The organism is Fodinibius sp. AD559, from assembly GCF_052712805.1.
In genome coordinates this window covers 169,116-191,632 of record NZ_JBQPVW010000002.1, presented here as the reverse complement: position 1 = coordinate 191,632, position 22,517 = coordinate 169,116, and the positions used below count along the sequence as shown (strand labels likewise).

Genomic DNA, 22,517 nt, shown 5'->3' with positions numbered 1-22,517 from the left:
GTACTGCTATCAATCTGACGGCCAAACCTTAGCAAATACAACTACAAATGTAATTGCGCCATATAAATGAAGTTTATTTTTATGTATAGTACAAAAAAATTAGGATGGTGTTATGTGAAATATATTAATTACTCGAAAACACTAAATTAAACTCTGTCCCTTGGTCTGTAGAGTTAAAAGTGTATTCACCATCCAATTGACTGCTAAGTGTATCAATAAGGTTCATGCCAAGGGATCCTTTGCGATCTTCAAAATCATCAGGGAGACCCACACCGTTATCACTGATTCGTAATTTAATATTCCCACTATTGTCTTTTACCTGGAGAGTAATAAGACCGGTCTTTCGTCCCTCAAAAGCATGTTTGATGGCATTAGTAACAACCTCATTAGCAATTAAGGAGCAAGGTAATGTTTGGCTCACATCCAAATAGACCGTATCGCAGTCACTCTCCAACTGAATTTCGGTGTCGGTTTTCATACTACTAATTAATTCAGTAGCCAAATTTTTAATATTCTCTCCTAATGCTACGTCTTCAAAACGATCTGACTTATACAACTGCTGATGAATACCAGCAATGGTCTTAATGCGATTGATACTATCTTGCAGGGTATTAATCATAGCCGGATCATCATGTTGGAGCCATTCAAGCTGTAACATACCGGCAACAACCGCCAAGTTGTTTTTTACCCGATGATGGATTTCCTGCAAAAGAGTATGTTGGCTATCTAATGATTCTGAAAGTTGCTTTTTCTCTAACTCCCTTTCGGTGACATTTTGATTTGTCCCAATGGAAAGCTCCGGGCTTCCGGATTCATCATAAAAATGCTCGGCATGGGCTTCGATATATTTTATGGTGTCATCTATCTGTACCCGGTAGACTTCATGATACGGTTCTTCGTTTTTTATTGACTCTTTATAAGCCTCCTCTATCTGCTCTCGATCTTTGGGATGAATACAATCAATAAATAATTCATAGGAAGGAGTAACGGAATAGGGCTCAAATCCCAATATATGATATGTTTCTTCAGACCAAATAAGTTCATCTTTTTGATGGTAATGCTCCCAGGAGCCAAAATCTGATATTTTTTGCGCTGAATCGACCCATTTGGAAAGCGTTTGGAAATAATTCTTTGTCTCCTTTAGCTCTCCCAAAATTTCCTGTTGCTGCTTTAAGGAAAGATTCTCCTTCGATTCCAGTTTTTGAATCGATTGACTAAGTCTTTGCTGAATTTCTGATTGGAGTGATTGCATAGTAAATCGAAATATTAAGTGATAAATTCCTTTTGGCTAAATATTAATCCTAAAAATATTCTACTAACCAACCCATTCTCAGATCCTACTTTATGATTAAAGTTTGAGAAGGGTTGTATCATTTTAAAATGATCCTAAATCGTTGAGCACAAGACTCTAAAAGCACCGGTTTGGCAACGACAATATAGCCTATATGCCAGTCAATAACGATTCATACCCAGCCCAACAACTGTTTATTAATTAAATCTGGTGTTTCCTTAATTAGCATTGCCAGCTACTCCCCTTCGTGATGAGTTAATCCCCATAACTACAGCTACAGTTAAAAACAATATTGAACTTTTCGATTATGATTGAAGTACCTTACATAACCAATACACAATTAGAAACAGGTTTTTTACAAAAGGAATCAGTACAAAATAAGCTGCCAAACTGCGTAATATATATTCAAATTCTAATAATGCGAACAAAAAATGTTCACTTCCAAGCAAAAATGGAAATAGTTACAGTTCAAAAAAATATTGAATCAATTGTTCAAACGATACGCAAAAATAGGCATACCGGTTGTAAAGGAGACGGTATCATTCCTCTCACACCAACTAAACAAGCAACCCGTATACGATACAGCGCATAAGGTTAAAAAACTCTCAATTAACAGTGAAAATTTAAGGTTACTTTAAGTAAACCCTTGTTATATTGGGAGCAGATGAGTTCAAATACTATTAATCAAATCATTTTAAAATTTAAGGTGTCTACTATGAAACGTTTAATTCTTACACTCTCGATTGCTCTATTAATTGCCGGAACAACTTTTGCTCAGCAAAAACAAGGTGATATGAGTAAAAAGAAACAGCAGATGAAAGAGATGATGCAAGACTCCACCATGCGTGCCATGATGATGGAACATATGGCGCAAAATCCCGAAATGCGCAAGAAAATGATGCAACACATGATGAAATCCAAGAATATGGATCGTTCAGAAATGAAAGGAAATATGCAAAAAATGATGAATGATCCCCAAATGAAAGAACGCATGCAAAAACATATGAACATGATGCAATCCATGATGGAGAATAAAGAAATGAATCACTCCAAAATGATGGAAATGGCTGGCGATTCCTCTATGATGAAAATGCACATGATGTGTATGCAGATGATGCAGGGAAATATGATGGATCAAAAAGGAATGATGAATAAAGAGTCAAAAAAAGGGAGTAAAGGACAACAGCATCATAATTAATGATGCCATAATATTGACTACAAAAAATCAGGAACATGTTTTACGACCATCACTTCATCGGAATGCACTGGGTCTGGTGGATTATAATAACACTGATCATATTACTAACCGTATTCAATATTTTACCCTATCGCTACTCTACTTCGCATTCCCGTGAAGATCCGCTGGATATCTTGAAAAAAAGATTTGCCCGGGGTGAAATTGAAAAAGAAGAATATCAAGAACGGAAACGAATTATTGAGGAAGATTATAACCCGTAGCAGTTAATTCTGACAGTTTTAAACTATATATGGCCCAGAGAGGAAAACAACATACGCGTAGCCGGTACGATTTAATTGCACCACTATATAATGTTATGGAATGGCCGATCGAACAGCTTCTTTTCAAGAGCTGGCGAAAAGACCTCTGGGATCAAACAAAGGGACCAAAAGTGCTTGAAATCGGAGTGGGAACAGGTAAAAATATCCCCTACTATCCCGAAGATATCCAAGTAACAGGAATTGACCTTTCCCCGGGCATGCTAAAACGGGCAAAGCATCAGTTGCCAAAAAAGCAACAACCCCGTATTACACTTAAACAGATGGATGCCCAGCAAATGGATTTTCCCGATGATACCTTTGATGAGGTTGTATCTACCTTTGTCTTTTGCTCGGTCCCTGATCCCGTTCTTGGCCTTAAAGAAGCCCTCCGTGTTACGAAACCCGGGGGTAAGCTATATCTATTGGAACACATGTTATCAAAAAACAAATCGTTGTCAACAGTGATGGAGAAACTGGATGCTCCAATTCATTATTTGACGGGAGTTCATATTGCCCGAACAACGGTAGAAAACGTAAAAATTGCCGGATGGAAAATAAATCAGGTGCAAGATATGACTTCAAATGGCATTGTTCGAATGATAGAGGCGACCAGCTAAACATCAATAACAAATTAAATCCACCGCAGTCGCATGCCATTTAATATAACCAGCATGACAGAAAGCTCATGTATTAGCATGCCTGCTGCCATATGTACCGAACCCATAAAAACTCCCGCAAGCAATGCCCCAACCGTAAATAATGCCATCGCCACATTTTGATAAATATTGCGGAGTGTTAGCTTAGATATCCACAATGCTTCGGGAATATTCATCAACTCATCCGCCATTAAGGCGATATCCGCTGTCTCAATGGCCACGTCTGTCCCTGCTGCACCCATAGCGATGCCTATATCAGCCGAAGCCAATGCCGGAGCATCGTTGATACCATCTCCAACCATTGCCACCTGATCGCCTTCCTTTTTCATTTTTTTGATCAAGTTATTTTTTTCTTCTGGCAATATTCCCGCATAAATCTCTTCTATTCCCACCTCATCGGCAATAGCACGGGCCGTTGATTTTGAATCCCCGGTAAGCATAATAATCCGATCAATGCCCGTTTCCCTGAGCCTGTGTACCATTTCAGGGGCCTCAGAACGTATTTGATCCGCTATACCAATCCCCCCGAGCAAGCGGCCATTGCGTGCCACTAAAACGACCGTACGTCCTTTTTTTGTTAACCCAGTAAACTCTTGTTCAAGATTTTCATCAATAGGAATATTCCTTTTCTGCAAAAATTCCTGCTTGCCCACTAATATCTGATTATCATTATAAACAGCCTCAACACCTAATCCTGTATGCGATTCAAAGTGTTCTGGTTCAGGTATTGAACCTGTTTGTTTGGCTTTTGAAAGGATCGCTTTAGCCAAGGGATGTTCAGAATCCGTTTCAGCTACAGCTGCCCAATACATGAGCTGCTGAAATTCATCCCTCATTTCATCAGCTTTCTGATCGGTAATAGCCAGCGTTTCCACTCCAGGTAACTCCTGTCGGTCCGGTCCTAAACCTGCCATCACTTCAGAAGATCGAACCACAACTAAATCAGTTATCCGAGGGGTTCCCTTGGTTAATGTGCCCGTCTTATCAAAGGCAACGGCTGATATTTTTCCGGCATTCTCCAAATATTCGCCTCCCTTAATGAGGATTCCCTTCTTGGCAGCCCGACCAATACCCGAAATAATAGAAATCGGCGTCGAAATAACCAGTGCTCCCGGACATCCGATCACCAATAAGGTCAGAGCTAACTCCAGATCCCAAGTAAACAGAAAGGATCCAATACTTAATCCTATAATTCCCGGCGTATACCACTGGGCAAATCGTTCAATAAAGCGTTGCGTTGGGGCCTTTTCTTCCTGCGCTTCTTCAACCCGGCGAATGATTTTAGCCAACGTCGTTTCAGCCCCGGCTTTCGCTGCTCGCACGTAAAGACGTCCATTTTTATTCATCGTCCCGGCATATACTTCTGTTCCAGCATTCTTCTCAGCCGGAATGGGCTCACCGGTTATAGCACTTTCATCAACGGCCGATACCCCTGACTCTACCACCCCGTCCACCGGAATTTTTGAACCGGGTTTAACCAGCACCAGCATATCTGGCTCAACCTCTCGTGCTGGTATTTCTTTTCTGCTGTCATTTTCAATTACAGTAGCTGTATCGGGCGCCATATTAATCAGCTGACGAAGCGTACTTCGGGTTTTATGCATGGTTCGCGCTTCCAACCATCCGCCAAGCAGAAAAAGAAACGTCACTGCTGCAGCTTCCCAATAGACTCCAATGGCAAGTCCGCCAATGGCAGCAATAGTCACCAGTAACTCAATATTGGTATGACGATTTCGGAGCCCCTGCCAAGCCCGTTGGCCAATTTCGAAGCCAGCAATCAGAGCCGAGAGAATCATCAACAAGTTGAATAGAATTGCAGAACTAAATACCGATCCGGCGACCCACCCGGTTACAATGAGTGAGCCGCTGATAATCAGCAAGATTTTCTTACGTTTTGATGGATTCAGTAATGAATTGTAGAAGTTTTGAACAAACTGCATAGCTTTATCTTGTTTTAGAATTGAGATACTTTCGCCTCATATCCTGATTGCCGGACAGCTTCTATCAGTTCATCTCCGGATATTTCATCAGGATCATGCTCTACCTCAATACGGCCAGTACTAAAATGAACATTGGCTTTCGTGACACCTTTTTTCTGATTTAAATTAGATTCGATATTACTTACGCAGGTGGGACAACTAAGATCATCGCTTCGTAAAGTGGTTTTCATAATGCACTCCTATTAAATAAATTGGGGTTAACAAGGTGTTAGTTATTGCCTACACCATGAGCCGGTCCTGCCTGAATTTTTTGATAGAGGCTGTGGACATAGACGATATATTTCACATAGGCATCAACCCATTCACGGCCAGCTTCTATGCTATCATTCTTCTGCTTTTTAGCCTTCATCGCATCAGTAAGTAACTCGGATGTCTTATCTTCGATTTCTTGTGTCAACAAGTTCGTAACTGGAGAAATTTTTCCGGATTCCAGTGCCGTTTCTGCGGTTTGGATATCTTTTGAATTAGGTTGTGCTGGCTTTAAACCTGTAAACGGCATTCCTTCTGCTTCGCGGTGTAATCTCACCGTCGTCTCCATAAAATACCGTTCTGCCAGGTGTTGAGATTCCTCATCTTTATTATAGACTTCCAGGCTTTGCTCAAACTTGGATTTGAGTTCTTTTACCTGTTGTTCTCCTACCCAGATAAGTACTTTAGATACATCTGCTGTTTCTAATGCTTCCTGCGCTGCTACTGCAACTGGTCCATTAACCCGGTCGCAATGCGCCTGGCTACTAAAGGAAAACCCGAAAACAAGTAGAATGGTTAAAAAAGATGTGTATAGTTTTTTGGATTGTGATAATAAGAACTTCATAATGATACCTTTTGGTGTTGTATTTTGAATTCAATCAAAAGGTAATAGACAGGCTGGTGCACTAAAATGAGCTGGCTCACTTTAGTGTTATTAATTTTAAAAGAGGAACAGATTATTATTGAGCAAAGGAATAGATAGAGAGTAAAAAGCTATATTTTTTTCACTACTCTGCCGATATCCGCAATAGTTCAGGCTTATCATTGATTGCTACCCACTGCCTTCCAGAGGTAATGAGATCATCTTGCTGAAACTGGCTCATAATCCTGCTTGCCGTTTCGGAGGAGGTCCCCGCCATGTCGGCTAAATCTTTTCTGGAAAGGGGTAGCTGTATTAGAAGCCCCCGTTTATCCTTTTCTCCGAATTTATTAGCAAGCATCACAAGAATATGAGCAATGCGTTTTTTAACGGGCAAAGTAGACAAATATCGAATACGCTCTCTTGAATCGTTCAGTTTATCAGTTGTTATATCTAACACCGATACAGAAACTGTTGGATAAGTATCCATTATTTTACGAAAATCGGCTAACCGAATAGATAGAATACATGCATTGGTTTGAGTTTGAGCCGTCTCTACATAGACGTCCCCACTCTTAGCAGTTGGACTTCCGAAAAATTCTCCAGGCTTTAGCATATCAAGTAGCACATCGGTTCCATCCATAGTATGGGAAACCAGTTTAATGTTTCCAGCCACGACAACCCGTAACATCGTAGCCCGTTCGCCCTGCCGGTAAATAGTTTCTCCTTCGCTATAATGTTTGGCTGTAAACTTTTCATTAACCGTTCGGAGGTCCTCATCGTTTAAATCCCGAAAAAAAGGAACCATCTCCAGCTTTTCCAATCGCAAATCAACAGTGCAATGGTGTTCTTCAATTGATGGGCTGGTTAAAGGTGTCGTTTTTTTATCAGACATACATAAATTCCTAAGACGTTAATCAAACGTTTATAAAGATACTATTTTATCTTTAATCTCAATATTGAATCAAAAAAAATGATAGTATTACTGTTTGGGGAGCAACAAATCTTCAAGAAAAAAGGCTGACAACTCAGAACGACCCGACAGGCCAGACTTCCTATATATTGCATTGGTCTGGGTCCGAACAGTTTGTACGCTCGTACCCCTGACCTCAGCTATTTCTTTATTACTAAGCCCTTTTAACAATAAAAACGTGACATCTTTTTCTGCTTTGGTCAGTCCCCAGCGGTCTAACTGATTATCAATCTCGACGCTCAGACCTTCCATATATTTTTTTGATACGCGCTTCCATTTCTGGGCCTCAACTTGAAGGTCCTTCGAAAACTGTTGCTCTCTGGCCAACGTGCGTTGTAGCCTAAATCGCCCTCTAATCAAATAAAAAACTCCTGCCAATGCCACAAATGCTACAATAGCTTCAATAGAAATATGCCATGTTTCAACCCCTTCAAAATAATCGTTATAGATATCTACAGATGCCAAAACTGCTATTATAAAAAGGATTGCACCAATGGCCCACCGTTCTTTGTTATTCATCTGTTTAGTTATTAGTCATCATCATTCTCCTGTTCGTGATCTTCGTCTTCGAAAGCTGATACTGATTCGTGCTCTTCCTCACCAAGTGTTAGTTCCGTGCCAAACAAATCCAGCGATTGGGTATTTCTATCGTACTGAGCTCCCAGATAACCAACCCATAATAAAGTAATAATAATAAATAATATACCAGCTGCCGGCTTAATATTGCTAATGCCAACTTTGTCCGGCAGGGCCTTCTTTTTACCATCCATCATGCTCGACCATAACGCATCCTTATGCTTAAAATGATGAAAAACAATGCCCACTAAGTGAACAATAACTGCAATCAGGAATACATTAGCTAAAATCTCATGGGTCTCTTCATATAAATCTGTTTCGGAGCCCGATGTCATTAATATACCTGTAACTGCTAACCCAATAGCGCTTATAAACATAATTATAGTGGCATAACTGGAAGCCGGATTATGACCCAAATATCGTTTCGTTCTTGTGATAACAGCGTCTTTAACATATTGGAATAATTCTGCTGGTTTTAATTTAAAGGATGAAAAACGGGCGTAGGTGGTGCCTATAAAACCCCAGATTATTCTGAATGCTAACAAAAAAGCAATCGTCAATCCGGCCAGCATATGATAAGAGAAAAGCGAGCTGTCATCATCAACTGTTTCGGCAATAATAAAAGCCGCCAAAAATAGCAAAGCAAAAAGCCAGTGAAAGAGTCTCGTGGGCCAATCGTAAACAGAAGTCTTTTTCATGATAATTCTCCATAAAGTGAATATTGATTTCTTTCTCAATATTCTGAATTCACCTTAACTGCGCATCAAACAAATGATGTATAAAACACTCTTTATTTTAATATCAGAACAAAAAAGGAATAGTACTGTGCATGAATTGGCAAAAACCGAGAAGAAGCTTGTATTACTTATTAACTCAATAGAATCTACGTTCTTTTCTCTTTAACAAGTGGCAACTCCACGACAAACGTGCTCCCCTCTCCTTGGCCATTGCTATATGCCCGAATCTTTCCATCGTACAGCTCGACAATGGCTTTCACCAAAGACAATCCCAGACCACTTCCTGAACTTTCCTGAACATCCTGGTTATTAGCCCGATAAAAACGCTCAAACAAATGCTTTTTCGTTTCCTGATCAAATCCAATGCCCGTATCGGTTAGGTGTAAAACTGCTTTCCCACTGGATCGCTGAAGCTGTAAGTCTATAGATCCACCATTGGGCGTATATTTCAGGGCATTTTCCAATAGGTTATTGACAACCTCCTCGATATAAGCTACATGCGCCCGAACCTGTAGGTCGGGATCAATCTGCGTTTGGATTTTAACGTTCTTCCCCTCGGCATATTCCTGGTGTTTGCTCACCACCGCTTCTGTAATGCGGCTTATATTAATGGTTTCTGGTTGAGAACGATGTACCGATTCTACTCTTGACAACTGAAGCAACAGATGCACCATCTCACTCATGCGGCGTGTTTCTGTTAGCATTCGCTGAATAGTTTCTCGATACTCTTCCTTGGATCGAGGCTTCCTCAGCATAATTTCCGCATCGCTTTGTAAGGATGACAACGGCGTCATCAATTCGTGAGCGGCATCAGAAGTGAAGCGCTTTTCCCGCTCAAATCCTTTTTGCAACCGATTAAGCATTATATTAAACGTTTCTGCCAGATCCGTAAGCTCATCTCGAACCTGATAATTTACGGGGATGCGTTTATCCAAGTCTGTGGCTGTAATCGATTTGGCTGCTTCATTGATAGAGGCTACCGGCGTTAACGCTTTTCGTGATAGCCAGTATCCCCCAAGAATCGAAAAGGCCACACTTATTGCAATCAGAACCGCCAGATATTGTCTAAAGCGACTCAGTTCTTCGTGCAGCATCCATTCAAAACCGGTAATTTCAAGCCATCCGCAAAATTCTTTATTAGAGTCTCGTATCGGATAAAAAAGCGTCCGTGCTGGCAGGTCTTGCCACTGGTTGCTAAAGGAATATTCTTCCACTGCATCAGGGGGCTCCGTTTTCAGTGGCCGGTTGACGTCAGTAAAGTTTGGGCTTTTGTATATAAGCTGCCCTTCCTGATTGTATAATCTTACATAGGTTCCGTACTCAACGCCGCTTTTAAGCGCTGCATTACGACTATATCCTGACAAGTCAATAGCCAGTGTATCCCCGTCGGTATCAATATGGGGAAGCAACTGCTCAGCCTCGAACCGCAGATGGCGATCATAGTTATGATGAATAGAATTATGAAAAGTCTCGTACAGGAAGTATCCAAACAGGCTGAGCATCACGAAGAGACTCAACCCATACCAAAATGCGAGTTTTTTAGAGATAGAAAGTCGATCGAAAAAGCCAGTTAGCTTGCTCACAATTCTACTTATTTTCCTTTATTAGCTCACTATTAAGTCGATATCCTGCGCCTCGGATGGTTTCGATTACTTGGGAGTGGTCTTCCAAATACGCTTCCTCGCACTCTTCAAACGAATCGGCCAGCTTCTGGCGCAGTGTTGAAATCGTGGCCTCAATGGTATTATCACTCACATGATAGGCCGACCCCCAAACGCGCTCTGCCAATTGGGTCTTAGAAAAAACCGTTTCCGGCTCGCTCAGCAACAGTTCCAACAAAATAAATTCTTTGGGCCGAAGCGATCGCTCAATATCACAGACTTTTACCCAGTGTCTGCGAGAATCCAATTCAATTGGCCCAACGGAAACCGCTTCATCATTCTGCATCTCCGAGGAACGTCGTCCCAACGCCCGAACGCGGGCCAGAAGTTCTTCAAACGAAAAGGGCTTGCCCATGTAATCGTCGGCTCCCGCATCAAGTCCCGACACTTTGTGATCCAGGTCCCCGAGCGCCGTCAGCATAAGAACCGGAAAGGTACGGTCTTCCCCGCGCCAATGCTCCAGAATTTGCTTGCCATCACGATGGGGCAGCCGCCAGTCCAGGATAACCATATCATAATCATTCACCAGCCCCTGCAGTTCGGCCTCTTCTCCATCATGCATGACCTCAACCACGTGGCCCTCCTCTTCAAGTCCCCGCTTAAGGGAACTAGCAAGCTGCTTTTCATCTTCAACTAAAAATATCCACATACCACAGATTTCCTTACTATTAACAAAACGGTCTTAAGATAAAAGATGCTGACCAATAATGTTTTAAGCTTAATTTAAGGTTTCCCTGTTATATTTCGGGACTATGTTGAAATAATTTTTTCTAATACTGAATAAAGAGACAAACAACCAGTTATGAGTGACGATAATAACAGCATAAGCCGCCGAAAATTTCTGCGATACACCGCTTCCATGGCGGCCATGGCCGGCATAAGTACCGTTTTGCCGACCTACGCTTTTGCCGGGTTTGGTGATCGAGAAGTGCTCACGCCCAAAGGACCTGACAATGTCATCGATCTGACGATTGGCAAAATGCCCCACAAGGTCGACGGAAAGCAAGGCGATGCCATCGGCATCAATGGCACGGTTCCCGGTCCCTTGATCCGCTTGCAAGAAGGGCAGGATGTATTGCTCCGGGTAACCAATGAGCTTGAGGATTCCACCTCCATTCACTGGCATGGAATCCTGCTGCCTTTTCAGATGGATGGCGTGCCCGGCGTAAGTTTTGACGGTATTGCCCCCGGTGAAACCTTTGAATACCGGTACCCGGTGCGGCAGAATGGGACCTATTGGTATCACAGTCACTCCGGCCTGCAGGAACAGCTCGGCCACTACGGGCCGCTGGTTATTGATCCGGCCGATGAGGATCCGGTCGACTATGACCGCGAATACCCCGTTGTACTCTCTGACTGGACTTTCGAGGATCCCCATGACGTGATGGCAAACAACATCAAAATGGAAGGCTACTATAACTACCAGAAGCGGGACCTCGGAGAATTCATTAGTGATGTCAAAAAGAACGGTTTTGGCGACACGATTAAAGACTATACAATGTTTGGTAAGATGCGCATGAGCGCCACCGACCTGCTGGACGTCACCGGTGCCACGTACACCTATCTGATGAACGGTCGTGGCCCCGACTCTAACTGGAATGCCTTATTCAAGAAAGGAGAAAAAGTTCGGCTGCGATTTATCAACGCCTCGGCAGGTACTACGGCGTTTGACGTTCGCATTCCCGGCCTGGAAATGACGGTGGTACAAGCCGACGGCCAAAATGTAGAGCCGGTCCCTATTGAGGAATTCCGCATTGGAATTGCCGAAACTTTTGATGTCATCGTCGAACCCAAAGAAGAAAAACCCTACACTATTTTTGCCGAGTCCCTGGACCGCAGCGGCTATGCGCGTGGCACCTTGGCACCTCGGGAAGGAATGGAAGCTCCAGTGCCCGACCTACGGCCCCGTCCCAAACGCGATATGAGAGATATGGGTATGATGATGTCAATGGGTAGCATGGATATGGAAGAAGATGATATGGAAGGCATGGACCATGGTGGTATGAATAACGGGAATATGGATATGTCCGGCAACGGCACAGAGCCCGTCAAACACGGTCCCGACAAGCATGGTATAGGGGCAGCTGCTATTGCTCAAAACCAGTTTGACCGGCTGGATGAGCCGGGCATAGGGTTGGGTAATGATGGACGAAAGGTGCTGGTGTATAATGATCTCAGGAGCCTGCGTCCTAATAAAGACAAACGTGATGCCCAGCGCGAAGTGGAGCTGCACCTGACCGGCAACATGGAACGCTACATGTGGTCGTTCGACGGCGAGCAGTTTCACGAGGTGGATGGACCGATCGAATTTACCCACAACGAACGGCTGCGGCTGACGCTGGTCAACGACACCATGATGGAACACCCGATTCACCTGCACGGCATGTGGATGGAGCTGGAAAACGGAAACGGGCAGTACAACCCCCGGCAGCATACCCTGCTCGTGCAACCGGCCCAACGGATTTCGGCCCTTGTCACCCCGCGCGACAAAGGGCGCTGGGCGTTCCACTGCCACATCCTCTATCACATGGAACGCGGGATGTTCCGCGTGGTCCAGGTCGCTGATGAAGACGGTAGCATCTATGGACAGGATTATTCATAAGGAGCGCCAACGAACTTTTACAAACGAATTTTATCTGACATACAAATTTGCATAACAATGACTATGATAAAACGCATAGCAACATTCATTCTAACAGCTTTTATTATTACTGTAATAGCGGCCAGTTCCGCATTTGCCCAAAAGGCCCCCGAGTTCAGCAATGACTTGATGATGGGTGATAAAACTTACGTCTACCTGATTGCTGAAAAGCTGGAATATCGCAGCGTAAGTGGGGTAAATCCCCTGATGTGGGAAGTTCAGGGGTACGTAGGTAAGGACCTCAACAAATTCTGGTTTAAGTCGCACGGCGAAGCATTGACCACCGAGAGCGAAGCCGAAATGGAATTTCAGGGCTTATATAGCCGCGCGCTCACTCCCTATTTAGATATTCAGGGCGGAATCCGTTACGATCTGGCCTATGAAGGGGGCGGCAACAAATCCAGAGGCTTTGCGGTGATTGGCCTACAAGGCATGGCCCCTTACTTTTTTCATGTGGATGGCGGTATGTTCGTCAGTGAAGACGGCGATCTGTCGGCCTCTGTGGAAGCCGAATATGATCTGCTGTTTACCCAGCGACTGATCGGTCAGCCCGTTTTCGAAACCAGTGTTGCCCTGCAGGATGTTCCCGAGTGGGGCGTCGGATCCGGATTCAATAACATCGGACTCGGCTTCCGTCTTCGCTATGAGTTCGCGCGGGAATTTGCCCCCTACATCGGCATCAACTGGGAGCGTAAGCTGGGCGAAACCGCCGATATGGCTCGCGCCGGGGGCGGACATGTCAGCAACTTTAGTCTGCTTGGCGGCCTTCGCATGTGGTTTTAGTGGTTTATTCTATTACTTTAACTAATACCAACTAACATATTGAGAGTCTTATGCATGATTTTAATTTCTTTGGAGGTGGGTGGATGATGTTTTTCTGGTGGTTCATAATTATTGTGCTGGTCGTGTTTGTCATTCGAGCTCTAAAGAACTCCGGTCAAAACAATCAGAAAAAAGAAACACCCATGGAGATCCTTAAACGTCGGTATGCCAATGGTGAAATTGATGAAGATGAGTTTAACAAACGGAAAAAGGAATTACTTAAATAGTGGATAATGGATCGTAAAACCTTCTTAAAATATACAGGAGCCAGTACTGGTTTCTTATTGGCTCCCTCTGTTATCACCTCCTGTATGAATGCCGGTACTAATTATTCGGATATCTATCGCTATCCGCTACAACTACCCGATACCTTGAATAGTGATAAACTGAGGGCTTCTCGCAGTAACCTTACGATTGCTGAACAATATACATTAAATAGTTTTCAGTTTAACGGGATCCTGCCGGGTCCGACTGTTCGCATAAAAAGAGGAGAGCGATTTCAGGTTCAATTCCATAATGACATTGGGCAGGAAAGCATTATCCACTGGCATGGTATGATCGTACCTCCTGACATGGACGGTCATCCCAAGGATGTTATTTCGGAAGGAAGTTATTCCTATGATTTTACAATTAATCAGCGAGCCGGAACGTATTGGTATCATCCGCATCCACACAAAATCACAGGTCCGCAAGTTTATAGGGGATTAGCTGGATTTTTTATCGTAGCGGATGATGAAGAGCAGGCGTTAAACTTACCTTCAGGGGATTATGAACTGCCGCTGGTCATTCAGGACCGCAAAATAGACGATTCCGGTAATATCTACTATGATCCCTCTATGCCGGAGCGCATGATGACCGGCTATTTGGGTGACCATATCTTGGTGAACGGAGTGCCCAATCCTTATCACGAAGTACAGCCCCGCCCCTACCGGTTGCGATTACTTAATGGATCAAATGCCCGAATCTATAACATTGCTTTCCGCAACGGACAATCGTTCACCGTGATTGGTTCCGATGGCGGACTTTTACCTCAGCCCGTTGAAACCACCGAACTTTTGCTGGCTCCCGGAGAACGTGCTGATATACTGGTTGACTTCTCTAATGGATTCAGCGAAAAATCTGCAGAATTAATTAGTAAGACATTCTCAGTGCCATCAAACGGTGGAATGATGGGAAATATGTCCCAAATGATGGGAGGAGGCGGTCCGGAACAAGGCAGCGAATTCCCATTGATGGAGTTTCAAATAGGCAACGAGGCTGACTCGTCTACTCCAGTAAATCTTCCCCGACAACTCTCTGAGATTAATTTCCCTACCGAAGATGACGCTGTACGCACCCGAAGAATAGAATTAAATATGGAGATGATGACCGGTCACACCATAAACGGCCGTTTATTTGAAATGCTTCGCGTTGATGAAGAAGTAACCCAGGGAGATACAGAGATTTGGGAGTTCATCAACAATTCAGCAGTCCCTCATCCCATGCATATTCATGTGGTGCAATTTAAGGTACTAAGCCGCAGCGGAAACCGAGATCTCATCCCAACCGAAACCGGATGGAAAGATACTGTCCTGGTGATGCCGGGAGAACGAGTTCGTGTTATTATGAGATTTAACGCTCCCAAAGGATTATATGTATTTCACTGTCATAATCTTGAACACGAAGATGCGGGTATGATGGCGAACTTAGAAATCACTTAGGGAACGAAAGGTTGGTACCAACCACCATTTAGAATTCACAATCTTAAAATCATACTACTAACTCGAAATGGAAACCTTTTTCCAATCTTTTGGTGAATCAGCAAAAACAACACTCGGGTTTTTCTGGAAGTCCGGCTGGGCATTTATACTTGGCTATTTTGTCAGCGGAATGATTCAGGCCTTTGTCCCCAAAAAAGAGCTCACTAAATATATGGGTGAGGCTGATGTTAAAAGTATTTCTCTTTCCACTTTCTTTGGCGCTGCTTCCTCTTCTTGCTCGTTTGCTGCACTGGCAGCGGCTCGTTCCCTGGTCAAAAAAGGAGCCCATTTTATCGCAGCGGTAGCTTTTATGTTCGCCTCTACCAACCTGGTGATTGAACTCGGTATTCTCATTCTAATCTTTTTAGGATGGCAATTCCTTGCCGCTGAACTTGTTGGCGGACTCGTGCTCATTGCCATTAGCAGCCTGCTCATCAAATGGACCTATCCGGAAAGCTGGCTGCAAGCGGCCCGCCAAAAAGTAGAACAGGAAGACGATGGCCTGACGGAAGATTTTGATTGGAAAAAACGCATCAAAAGTAAAGAAGGTTGGCAGCTGGTTGGACATAAATTCGTCAATGACTGGAAAATGGCCTGGGAAGATATCCTGATTGGATTTACTATCGCCGGATTTGTGGCCGTACTGGTTCCTGAGTCATTCTGGACCACCCTTTTCCTTGCTGATGCTCAGCACCTGCCCGGCTGGCTGGTGACCCTGGAGAATGCCCTTGTGGCTCCTTTTGTAGCAGCCGCTGCCTTTATTGGCTCTATGGGTAATATTCCCCTGGCTACGGTTCTCAATCAAAATGGCGTGCTCTTTGCCGGAATCATGGGCTTCATTTACTCTGATTTAATGGTACCACCGCTGGTACATATTAACGCCAAATACTACGGATGGCGTGTGGCATTATATATTGCTGGGATAATGTTTGTCAGTATTGTTCTCACGGCTTTGATCCTGAACGGTATATTCTCATTTCTGGACATTATCCCGGAAAGCCGGCGGGTCGTATCGGAGATCACGCAGTTTAAAATCGACTACACCTTCTGGATGAATCTGGTCTTCGTCTGGATCGCCGGAGCACTGATATGGTTGCATAAGAAGTACATGCAAACCCACGAGATGAAAATGATGGATATGGAAAGTGGTGGCAAGATTAAGAACATTGCTGTTACCATATTTATTATTATTAATGTTCTGGGGTTATCGGCATTCGTTTTCACCCAACTATTCTAAACTAAAGAACCTCTGTCTATGGAACTGATTCCCGAATGGGCTCCCAACATTCATCCGATTCTTGTTCATTTTCCCATCGCCATTCTGCTGCTGGCAGTATTGATGGACCTGCTAAACTTCTTTCTGCCAGACGATTGGTGGGACGATCTTAAATCTACCCTGTTATATGGAATTGGAGCGATTTCAGCTATTGCAGCCTACTACTCCGGAACCTGGGCGGCCGACAGCGTTTTTCTGCCATCGGAGGCACAAAACGTGTTAAATAGTCATTCCGGCTGGGCCCTCTGGACCGTCTGGTTTTTTATAGGATACGTTGTCCTGCGAATGGGTCTCCACTGGTATAAAACATTTGATCGAAAAAGCATCAAAGTAGCAGTATTCATTCTTGCCCTGCCCGGGGTCTTCCTATTATATGAAACCGGTGACCACGGAGCTGAACTGGTATTTGGGTATGGAGCGGGAACGGGACAACTGCTTCAACAAGAAAAAACGACGACTCCCGGCGATAGCCTTTCTACGGAGGCTAATACTACGTTCGAGGTCACCGACAGCGGCAACTGGTCGTGGGAGATCGGTCCCAATGACGTAAGTACACTACTTTCTCGTTTTCGCTGGCTGGAGGGATCCGTCCAAGACCTGCAGCCTGTAATTATCCAAAATGAAGATAACTATCTGCTAAAGCTTACCGTGGATTCAACATCCAACTTCTTTGTGGAAGAACGTACTGTTCAAAATGTACAGGTCGATTACTACTTGGATTTGTCTGAGTTCAATGGACAGGTTTCACTCGTCAACCACGTGCAGGATGGCCAAAACTATGACTTTGTGACCTTATCTTCTGACGGCACCATATCCCAGGGACGGGTTAGCAATGGAGAAAGAGAAGTCTTTGCTGAAGAACCCTACTCATCCTCCGGTATGCTGTTTATCCGCACCGTTGGAAATGGTACGCACTTCCGGGCCTACATCAACAAAGAGATGGCCGTTCACGGTCATGGAGCTGCCCCAGAAGCTGGAAGTGTGGGGCTTAAGATCGATGGAAACGGAATTATATTTATCGATAGCATTTCTTTAACAGAACTCAATTAATTCCATAAAAACTTAATCCATATTATTATTGCTATGAATATTTGGAAACCATTTTTAACAGCATTACTCGTGTTGCTGGGAACCACCCTTTCTTACGGGCAGCAGGCCTCACAAGAAAAAGCCGTAATAGATACACTTAATTCATTTCATCAGACCATTGTGGAAAACAACGTGTCCAAAGCAGAAGATCTGTTGTCTGATTCCGCTCGAATTCTTGAAGGTGGGAATATTGAAATAAAGGAACAATACCTGTCTCATCATTTCCATTCAGATGGAAAATTCCTTAGGGCCATGAATCGAGAAGTTGATTCCCGAACTGTTACAATCAAAGGCAATACAGCTTGGGTATCAACGCAAACACACACTTGGGGTACGTACAGTGATAGAAAGTTGGATCTCAACAGCCTGGAACTGGCTGTCCTTCAAAAAGCAGATGGCAATTGGAAAATTACCGCACTGCACTGGTCCTCTACCAGTCGAAGCTGATCGTTAGTTCACATATCTTCCATGTATTATTTGGTCGGATAAGATAGTTCCTTCACAAATATTATTGCAATTTGGCTTACGTTCTTATTCGTTATTTTTCAAATTGAGTTAAAAGTGCTGGAATCACCACTAAGGTTAACAGTGTAGAACTAATCAGACCACCAATAACAACTTGTGCCAGCGGCCATTGCCAGGTTCTCCGACTGCCAAGGCAAGGGGTATGAGAGCCAATCCAGCTGTAAGAGCCGTCATTAAAATTGGATTCATCCGCTCCATTGCCCCTTATTTGCGGCTTCTATAAAATCCTTGTCTTTTTCCTAATAGGAGACCATCAGAACACCGTTTCGGGTGGCGATACCGAACAACCAATGATGCAATCGTGATTATACCACTGCGGTGCCCTCTGCCGAAGTTGCCAGACTTATCCAAAATGACCAACCTATGCGAAGCAAAGATGGCAACACAAGAGACATGACCAAATACTATGGAAGGAGTGTCACACCAAAATTTTTCGCAATGAACGCCGTAATAATAAAGCAAACAATGGTAATACCTACACAAATGGAAAGCGACCACCAAAAGTTTATACCATTCTTTAATAACATCGGCATGGCCAGAAACATCGGCAGCGTAGGAATAACATACCAGAAGGTATAAAAGGCGTGATTGCTGATTCTCTCGTCTCCCTGACCTTCGATATAGAGCCAGATCATTACCATAATTGTAACAAAGGGAAGAGAAGCCAGGAGCGCTCCCAACCGATCGGTTCTCTTCGCTACTTCTGAAACCAAGACAATGATAAAGGCCGTTACCGCGTATTTTAGAATGAGGAATTTCATAATTTTAGTCTTTTACAGTATAGGTGTTGTTATACAAGATAATAAAAAGGCTGTTACTGCGGTCAAGCAGTAACAGCCTCGGGGAGTATCATGATTGTATGACATCGTGGTTAGCTTCCCCGATTCCTGTAGGTAACACGTTTAGGACAACGCTACAGAATCATTTTTCTCAAACTGTGCGAGCAATGCTGGAATTACTATCATGTTAAGCAACGTAGAGCTAATCAACCCACCCAGAATTACTTGCGCCATCGGCGATTGTATTTCGTTTCCGGGTTCACCGGCGGCCAGCGCAAGCGGGATAAGCGCAAGTCCAGCGGTGAGTGCGGTCATCAAGATCGGATTGAGTCGCTCCATGGCACCCTGGCGGATGGCCTGCATAAAAGATTTGTCTTCCTCCCATCGCAAGTACTGGTAGTGGGAAACCATTAGAATCCCATTTCGGGTAGCAATGCCGAATAGGGTAATAAACCCAACCAGGGAAGCAATGGATACAATGCCGCTGGTGAACCATACGATAACAATGCCGCCGATAAGGGCAAAGGGAAGGTTCATCATCACCAGCAAAGCTGTTTTTAGGGAGCTGAACTCCAAATACAATAGCAAATAAATGAGCAAAATGGCCACGATACTAAGCAGCGATATAGTACGTGTCGCCTGCGCCTGACTTTCAAACTGTCCGCCATATTCCACAAAGTACCCTTGTGGAAAGTTTATATTCTCAGATATGTTAGCACTGATAGCATTCACGGTACTGCGTAGGTCGCGCCCTGCCACGTTGGCCGAAACCACAATTTTACGCTGCACATTTTCGCGGCTAATGGTGTTGGGACCACTGCGCGATTTTATACTGCCCAGCTCCGAAAGCGGAACGACTGTTCCATCCTCGAGGGTAAATTCAGCATTTTTCAGGGTCTTAATGCTACCGCGATGCTCCTCATCATAGCGAACCATCAGGTCAAACAGACGGTCCCCTTCGATAATTTGCGAGACCGTTTCACCGGCAAAAGCCACATCTATCTTTTCAGACAGATCACCTATAGTCATTCCATATCGCGCCAGTGCACTGCGGTCGGGTCGAATCTGAATTTGCGGTACGTTCTGCTGCTGCTCCACGGCAAGATCAACCACACCATCCACATCTTCCATTTGCCCACGTACCTCCTCAGCCAACGTTCGCAGCCGGTACAGGTCGGAGCCGAAGATCTTTACAGCAATATTAGCACGCGTTCCCGAGAGCATGTGGTCAATGCGGTGGCCAAGTGGCTGACCGATCGTGATATTGGTCCCGGAAACTACGCTCAAATCAGAACGCAGTTCTTCGAGAACTTCCTCCTTGGTCCTGTTCTCAGGGATATCCAAATCAACATTAATTTCCGAGGCGTTAACACCCTGCGCATGCTCGGAAAGTTCCGCTCGGCCCGTCCGTCGTGCCGTACTGGTGACGGCCGGGTGATCCAGCAATATCTTTTCGATTCGCTGTCCTATTTCATTGGATTCATCAAGCCCGGTACCGGGGATAGTAACCGCGCTGATGACCAGCGTGCCTTCATTAAATTCCGGCAGAAAAGAACTTCCCAGGTACGGCACTACAAGCAGCGTACCCAAAAACAAAACCAAGGTGCCGGTCAGCACGCTTTTCTTATAACGAAGAACGCTATCCAGCACACGATCGTAACCGGATTTAAGTTTCTTAGTAAACCAGCTTTCTTCGAGCTTGCCTTTTGCCGCTTGGCCCGGCAACAAGTAGTAACACAGCACCGGAGTTACGGTCATGGCGATAACCAGGGAGGCACCGATAGATACGATATAGGACAGTCCCAGGGGTTTCAGCATGCGGCCCTGCAGCCCACTTAAAAAGAAAAGTGGAATAAAGACAATCATGATAATCAGCGTGGCATTAATGATGGAGGTTCGTATCTCTTTGGATCCCTCAAAGACCACCTGCATGGCTGATTTTTGTTCCGACTCCGGAAGCTTGGCGTTCTCCCGAAGCCGCCTGAACACGTTTTCCACATCGATGATCGCATCATCCACGATCACCCCAATAGCAATGGCCATTCCCCCAAGCGTCATCGTATTAATGGTTATATCGAAGAAATCGAGTACAAATACGGATGTAATCAACGCCAGCGGTATGGCCGTTAGGGAGATCATCGTGGTACGGATATTAGCCAGAAAAAGAAGCAAAATAATCACAACCAAAATAGCTCCATCCCGCAGCGCTTCAATCACATTTTCAATAGCGAGGTTGATAAAGTCTGCCTGCCGAAAAATATGGGTGTTAATTGTAAACCCCTCGGGCAGATTTTGCTCAATTTGGGCCAGTGCCTCATCCACGCGTTTCGTTAGCTCAAGGGTGTTGGTATCCGGTTGTTTCTTGATGGAGATAATCACAGCTTGATCCACATTAACAGAAGCATCACCTATCTTTTGGGCAGCGTCAATTTTTACTTCGGCTATATCGCCCACAGTAATCGATTGATTATTGCGTTCAGTCACCACTGATTGCTTGATATCTTCCAGTGAATGGGTCCGACCAATACCACGGATGGTATATTGCTGACTATATTCTTGGAAAAAGCCTCCCGAAAAGTTTTTGTTTGAAGTCTCAACCGTCTCGGTCACCTGGTCCAAAGTTACGTCGTAGGCTTTTAGTTTATCCGGATCGACGCGGACCTGGTACTGCTTTAGTCCGCCGCCAATAGGAACTACTTGTGCCACACCGTTAATAGCAAGCAGACGTCGTCGGATCTCCCAGTCAGAAGCAGTCCGTATCTCCAGTTCCGAATGTTGGTCACTCTCTACACTCACCAGCATAATTTCACCCATAATAGAGGAAATAGGCGCCATCACCGGTGGAGGCACCTCTTCCGGCAAGCGACTGCTTACCAACGAGAGTTTTTCGTTAACGATTTGACGAGCTTTGTAGATATCGGTACCCCATTCAAATTCCACCCAGACAATAGAAAATCCTTTTGAGGTAGCCGACCGCACCCGCCGCACGCCACTGGCACCGTTGGTAGCTGTTTCAATCGGTAGGGTTACCAGCTGTTCCACTTCCTCCGGGGCCATCCCATGGGCTTCGGTCATCACCGTAACAGTAGGAGCCGTCAAATCGGGGAACACGTCCACGGGCATTTTGATGACTACATAGATTCCGGCGATAAGCAAAGCCAGAGAACCGATGATCACAAAAAGCCGGTTTTTCAGCGATCCTTTAATAATTGCATCTAACATATCAGTATATTCTTTTGGATTAACCCAGTTTTCTTATCAAGAAATTTGTTTGTCAGCAAGGCGAAGATAAAATAGCGGCGGAAATATACATGGGTACATTGAGCAAGCCTTTTTTAGCTTCAACGTAGCTGAAGGACAAATTTCGCAGCAAAAAAACAGGGATTTTTTTTCGAAGTCTCATACGCTTGAAATCAGCTTAATAGA

At 44.3% G+C, this 22,517-nt stretch carries 22 protein-coding genes and 1 pseudogene; 11 read left to right on the top strand and 12 right to left on the bottom strand.

Translation table 11 applies throughout. From position 1 onward, the window contains the following. Nucleotides 1-124 precede the first annotated feature (124 nt). Entirely contained in the window at nucleotides 125-1,252 is a 1,128-nt protein-coding gene (locus ACQ4LT_RS03960; protein ID WP_445664720.1) for a sensor histidine kinase, read from the bottom strand. A 346-nt stretch (nucleotides 1,253-1,598) separates the two neighbouring features. Here ACQ4LT_RS03960 and ACQ4LT_RS03955 point away from each other — a divergent pair, with 346 nt between their 5' ends. The 4 genes from ACQ4LT_RS03955 to ACQ4LT_RS03940 all read left to right on the top strand — a co-directional run bounded on the left by ACQ4LT_RS03955 (nucleotide 1,599) and on the right by ACQ4LT_RS03940 (nucleotide 3,405). Continuing rightward, nucleotides 1,599-1,883, top strand: a complete 285-nt coding sequence (locus tag ACQ4LT_RS03955; protein ID WP_445664719.1) for a P-II family nitrogen regulator — start codon at nucleotides 1,599-1,601, stop codon at nucleotides 1,881-1,883. A 123-nt stretch (nucleotides 1,884-2,006) separates the two neighbouring features. After that, nucleotides 2,007-2,489, top strand: coding sequence for a hypothetical protein (locus ACQ4LT_RS03950; RefSeq protein ID WP_445664718.1), 483 nt, complete (start codon nucleotides 2,007-2,009; stop codon nucleotides 2,487-2,489). Nucleotides 2,490-2,524: 35 nt separating this feature from the next. Beyond that, a complete protein-coding gene (locus ACQ4LT_RS03945; RefSeq protein WP_445664717.1) occupies nucleotides 2,525-2,749 on the top strand; it encodes an SHOCT domain-containing protein in 225 nt (74 codons plus the stop codon). Nucleotides 2,750-2,778: 29 nt separating this feature from the next. Next, nucleotides 2,779-3,405 (top strand): class I SAM-dependent methyltransferase, encoded by a 627-nt coding sequence (locus ACQ4LT_RS03940; RefSeq protein WP_445664716.1) that lies wholly within the window; start codon nucleotides 2,779-2,781, stop codon nucleotides 3,403-3,405. A gap of 14 nt (nucleotides 3,406-3,419) precedes the next feature. Here ACQ4LT_RS03940 and ACQ4LT_RS03935 read toward each other — a convergent pair whose 3' ends face one another. The 8 genes from ACQ4LT_RS03935 to ACQ4LT_RS03900 all read right to left on the bottom strand — a co-directional run bounded on the left by ACQ4LT_RS03935 (nucleotide 3,420) and on the right by ACQ4LT_RS03900 (nucleotide 10,869). Then, nucleotides 3,420-5,384, bottom strand: a complete 1,965-nt coding sequence (locus ACQ4LT_RS03935) for a heavy metal translocating P-type ATPase (protein WP_445664715.1) — start codon at nucleotides 5,382-5,384, stop codon at nucleotides 3,420-3,422. Between the two features lie 14 nt (nucleotides 5,385-5,398). Beyond that, nucleotides 5,399-5,614, bottom strand: coding sequence for a heavy-metal-associated domain-containing protein (locus tag ACQ4LT_RS03930; protein WP_445664714.1), 216 nt, complete (start codon nucleotides 5,612-5,614; stop codon nucleotides 5,399-5,401). Between the two features lie 38 nt (nucleotides 5,615-5,652). Further along, nucleotides 5,653-6,258: a DUF6448 family protein gene (locus ACQ4LT_RS03925; protein WP_445664713.1), complete on the bottom strand. Its 606-nt coding sequence runs from the start codon at nucleotides 6,256-6,258 to the stop codon at nucleotides 5,653-5,655. 163 nt (nucleotides 6,259-6,421) lie between these two features. Beyond that, nucleotides 6,422-7,168, bottom strand: coding sequence for a Crp/Fnr family transcriptional regulator (locus ACQ4LT_RS03920; RefSeq protein WP_445664712.1), 747 nt, complete (start codon nucleotides 7,166-7,168; stop codon nucleotides 6,422-6,424). 87 nt (nucleotides 7,169-7,255) lie between these two features. Beyond that, nucleotides 7,256-7,765 (bottom strand): helix-turn-helix transcriptional regulator, encoded by a 510-nt coding sequence (locus ACQ4LT_RS03915; protein WP_445664711.1) that lies wholly within the window; start codon nucleotides 7,763-7,765, stop codon nucleotides 7,256-7,258. Between the two features lie 11 nt (nucleotides 7,766-7,776). After that, a complete protein-coding gene (locus tag ACQ4LT_RS03910; protein ID WP_445664710.1) occupies nucleotides 7,777-8,520 on the bottom strand; it encodes a cytochrome b/b6 domain-containing protein in 744 nt (247 codons plus the stop codon). Between the two features lie 185 nt (nucleotides 8,521-8,705). Next, complete coding sequence (locus ACQ4LT_RS03905) at nucleotides 8,706-10,142, bottom strand: sensor histidine kinase (protein WP_445664709.1); 1,437 nt, start codon at nucleotides 10,140-10,142, stop codon at nucleotides 8,706-8,708. Between the two features lie 4 nt (nucleotides 10,143-10,146). Beyond that, nucleotides 10,147-10,869 (bottom strand): response regulator transcription factor, encoded by a 723-nt coding sequence (locus tag ACQ4LT_RS03900; RefSeq protein WP_445664708.1) that lies wholly within the window; start codon nucleotides 10,867-10,869, stop codon nucleotides 10,147-10,149. 153 nt (nucleotides 10,870-11,022) lie between these two features. On the opposite strand from ACQ4LT_RS03900, the gene ACQ4LT_RS03895 reads away from it, so the two are divergent. The 7 genes from ACQ4LT_RS03895 (at nucleotide 11,023) to ACQ4LT_RS03865 (ending at nucleotide 18,234) form a co-directional block, all read left to right on the top strand. Next, a complete protein-coding gene (locus ACQ4LT_RS03895) occupies nucleotides 11,023-12,822 on the top strand; it encodes a copper resistance system multicopper oxidase (RefSeq protein WP_445664707.1) in 1,800 nt (599 codons plus the stop codon). Between the two features lie 57 nt (nucleotides 12,823-12,879). Beyond that, nucleotides 12,880-13,644 carry a copper resistance protein B gene (locus ACQ4LT_RS03890; RefSeq protein WP_445664706.1) on the top strand — a complete coding sequence of 255 codons (765 nt, stop codon included), beginning with the start codon at nucleotides 12,880-12,882 and terminating at the stop codon, nucleotides 13,642-13,644. Between the two features lie 50 nt (nucleotides 13,645-13,694). Beyond that, a complete protein-coding gene (locus ACQ4LT_RS03885; RefSeq protein ID WP_445664705.1) occupies nucleotides 13,695-13,910 on the top strand; it encodes an SHOCT domain-containing protein in 216 nt (71 codons plus the stop codon). Nucleotides 13,911-13,916: 6 nt separating this feature from the next. Next, nucleotides 13,917-15,383, top strand: coding sequence for a multicopper oxidase family protein (locus ACQ4LT_RS03880; RefSeq protein WP_445664704.1), 1,467 nt, complete (start codon nucleotides 13,917-13,919; stop codon nucleotides 15,381-15,383). A gap of 67 nt (nucleotides 15,384-15,450) precedes the next feature. Then, nucleotides 15,451-16,659 carry a permease gene (locus ACQ4LT_RS03875; RefSeq protein ID WP_445664703.1) on the top strand — a complete coding sequence of 403 codons (1,209 nt, stop codon included), beginning with the start codon at nucleotides 15,451-15,453 and terminating at the stop codon, nucleotides 16,657-16,659. 18 nt (nucleotides 16,660-16,677) lie between these two features. Further along, nucleotides 16,678-17,748, top strand: a complete 1,071-nt coding sequence (locus ACQ4LT_RS03870; RefSeq protein WP_445664702.1) for a DUF2231 domain-containing protein — start codon at nucleotides 16,678-16,680, stop codon at nucleotides 17,746-17,748. Nucleotides 17,749-17,781: 33 nt separating this feature from the next. Then, nucleotides 17,782-18,234, top strand: a complete 453-nt coding sequence (locus ACQ4LT_RS03865) for a nuclear transport factor 2 family protein (protein ID WP_445664701.1) — start codon at nucleotides 17,782-17,784, stop codon at nucleotides 18,232-18,234. 91 nt (nucleotides 18,235-18,325) lie between these two features. On the opposite strand, the pseudogene ACQ4LT_RS03860 reads toward ACQ4LT_RS03865, so the two are convergent. The 3 genes and pseudogenes from ACQ4LT_RS03860 to ACQ4LT_RS03850 all read right to left on the bottom strand — a co-directional run. Then, nucleotides 18,326-18,516, bottom strand: a pseudogene (locus tag ACQ4LT_RS03860) (efflux RND transporter permease subunit); the annotation flags it as partial. Between the two features lie 200 nt (nucleotides 18,517-18,716). After that, nucleotides 18,717-19,073: a DUF3147 family protein gene (locus ACQ4LT_RS03855; protein WP_445664700.1), complete on the bottom strand. Its 357-nt coding sequence runs from the start codon at nucleotides 19,071-19,073 to the stop codon at nucleotides 18,717-18,719. A 141-nt stretch (nucleotides 19,074-19,214) separates the two neighbouring features. After that, the gene (locus tag ACQ4LT_RS03850) at nucleotides 19,215-22,313 is read right to left on the bottom strand and encodes an efflux RND transporter permease subunit (protein WP_445664699.1); all 3,099 of its coding nucleotides are present in this window, start codon (nucleotides 22,311-22,313) and stop codon (nucleotides 19,215-19,217) included. Nucleotides 22,314-22,517 lie beyond the last annotated feature (204 nt).

Excerpts from the sequence above, each read along its gene's own strand:
- ACQ4LT_RS03955 (WP_445664719.1), top strand. The coding sequence starts at position 1,599 with ATGATTGAAGTACCTTACATAACCAATACACAATTAGAAACAGGTTTT.
- ACQ4LT_RS03930 (WP_445664714.1), bottom strand. The coding sequence starts at position 5,614 with ATGAAAACCACTTTACGAAGCGATGATCTTAGTTGTCCCACCTGCGTA.
- ACQ4LT_RS03850 (WP_445664699.1), bottom strand. The coding sequence starts at position 22,313 with ATGTTAGATGCAATTATTAAAGGATCGCTGAAAAACCGGCTTTTTGTG.
- ACQ4LT_RS03870 (WP_445664702.1), top strand. The coding sequence starts at position 16,678 with ATGGAACTGATTCCCGAATGGGCTCCCAACATTCATCCGATTCTTGTT.
- ACQ4LT_RS03875 (WP_445664703.1), top strand. The coding sequence starts at position 15,451 with ATGGAAACCTTTTTCCAATCTTTTGGTGAATCAGCAAAAACAACACTC.
- ACQ4LT_RS03925 (WP_445664713.1), bottom strand. The coding sequence starts at position 6,258 with ATGAAGTTCTTATTATCACAATCCAAAAAACTATACACATCTTTTTTA.
- ACQ4LT_RS03895 (WP_445664707.1), top strand. The coding sequence starts at position 11,023 with ATGAGTGACGATAATAACAGCATAAGCCGCCGAAAATTTCTGCGATAC.
- ACQ4LT_RS03915 (WP_445664711.1), bottom strand. The coding sequence starts at position 7,765 with ATGAATAACAAAGAACGGTGGGCCATTGGTGCAATCCTTTTTATAATA.
- ACQ4LT_RS03950 (WP_445664718.1), top strand. The coding sequence starts at position 2,007 with ATGAAACGTTTAATTCTTACACTCTCGATTGCTCTATTAATTGCCGGA.
- ACQ4LT_RS03855 (WP_445664700.1), bottom strand. The coding sequence starts at position 19,073 with ATGAAATTCCTCATTCTAAAATACGCGGTAACGGCCTTTATCATTGTC.
- ACQ4LT_RS03920 (WP_445664712.1), bottom strand. The coding sequence starts at position 7,168 with ATGTCTGATAAAAAAACGACACCTTTAACCAGCCCATCAATTGAAGAA.
- ACQ4LT_RS03940 (WP_445664716.1), top strand. The coding sequence starts at position 2,779 with ATGGCCCAGAGAGGAAAACAACATACGCGTAGCCGGTACGATTTAATT.
- ACQ4LT_RS03910 (WP_445664710.1), bottom strand. The coding sequence starts at position 8,520 with ATGAAAAAGACTTCTGTTTACGATTGGCCCACGAGACTCTTTCACTGG.
- ACQ4LT_RS03960 (WP_445664720.1), bottom strand. The coding sequence starts at position 1,252 with ATGCAATCACTCCAATCAGAAATTCAGCAAAGACTTAGTCAATCGATT.
- ACQ4LT_RS03935 (WP_445664715.1), bottom strand. The coding sequence starts at position 5,384 with ATGCAGTTTGTTCAAAACTTCTACAATTCATTACTGAATCCATCAAAA.
- ACQ4LT_RS03900 (WP_445664708.1), bottom strand. The coding sequence starts at position 10,869 with ATGTGGATATTTTTAGTTGAAGATGAAAAGCAGCTTGCTAGTTCCCTT.
- ACQ4LT_RS03880 (WP_445664704.1), top strand. The coding sequence starts at position 13,917 with ATGGATCGTAAAACCTTCTTAAAATATACAGGAGCCAGTACTGGTTTC.
- ACQ4LT_RS03945 (WP_445664717.1), top strand. The coding sequence starts at position 2,525 with ATGTTTTACGACCATCACTTCATCGGAATGCACTGGGTCTGGTGGATT.
- ACQ4LT_RS03865 (WP_445664701.1), top strand. The coding sequence starts at position 17,782 with ATGAATATTTGGAAACCATTTTTAACAGCATTACTCGTGTTGCTGGGA.
- ACQ4LT_RS03885 (WP_445664705.1), top strand. The coding sequence starts at position 13,695 with ATGCATGATTTTAATTTCTTTGGAGGTGGGTGGATGATGTTTTTCTGG.
- ACQ4LT_RS03890 (WP_445664706.1), top strand. The coding sequence starts at position 12,880 with ATGACTATGATAAAACGCATAGCAACATTCATTCTAACAGCTTTTATT.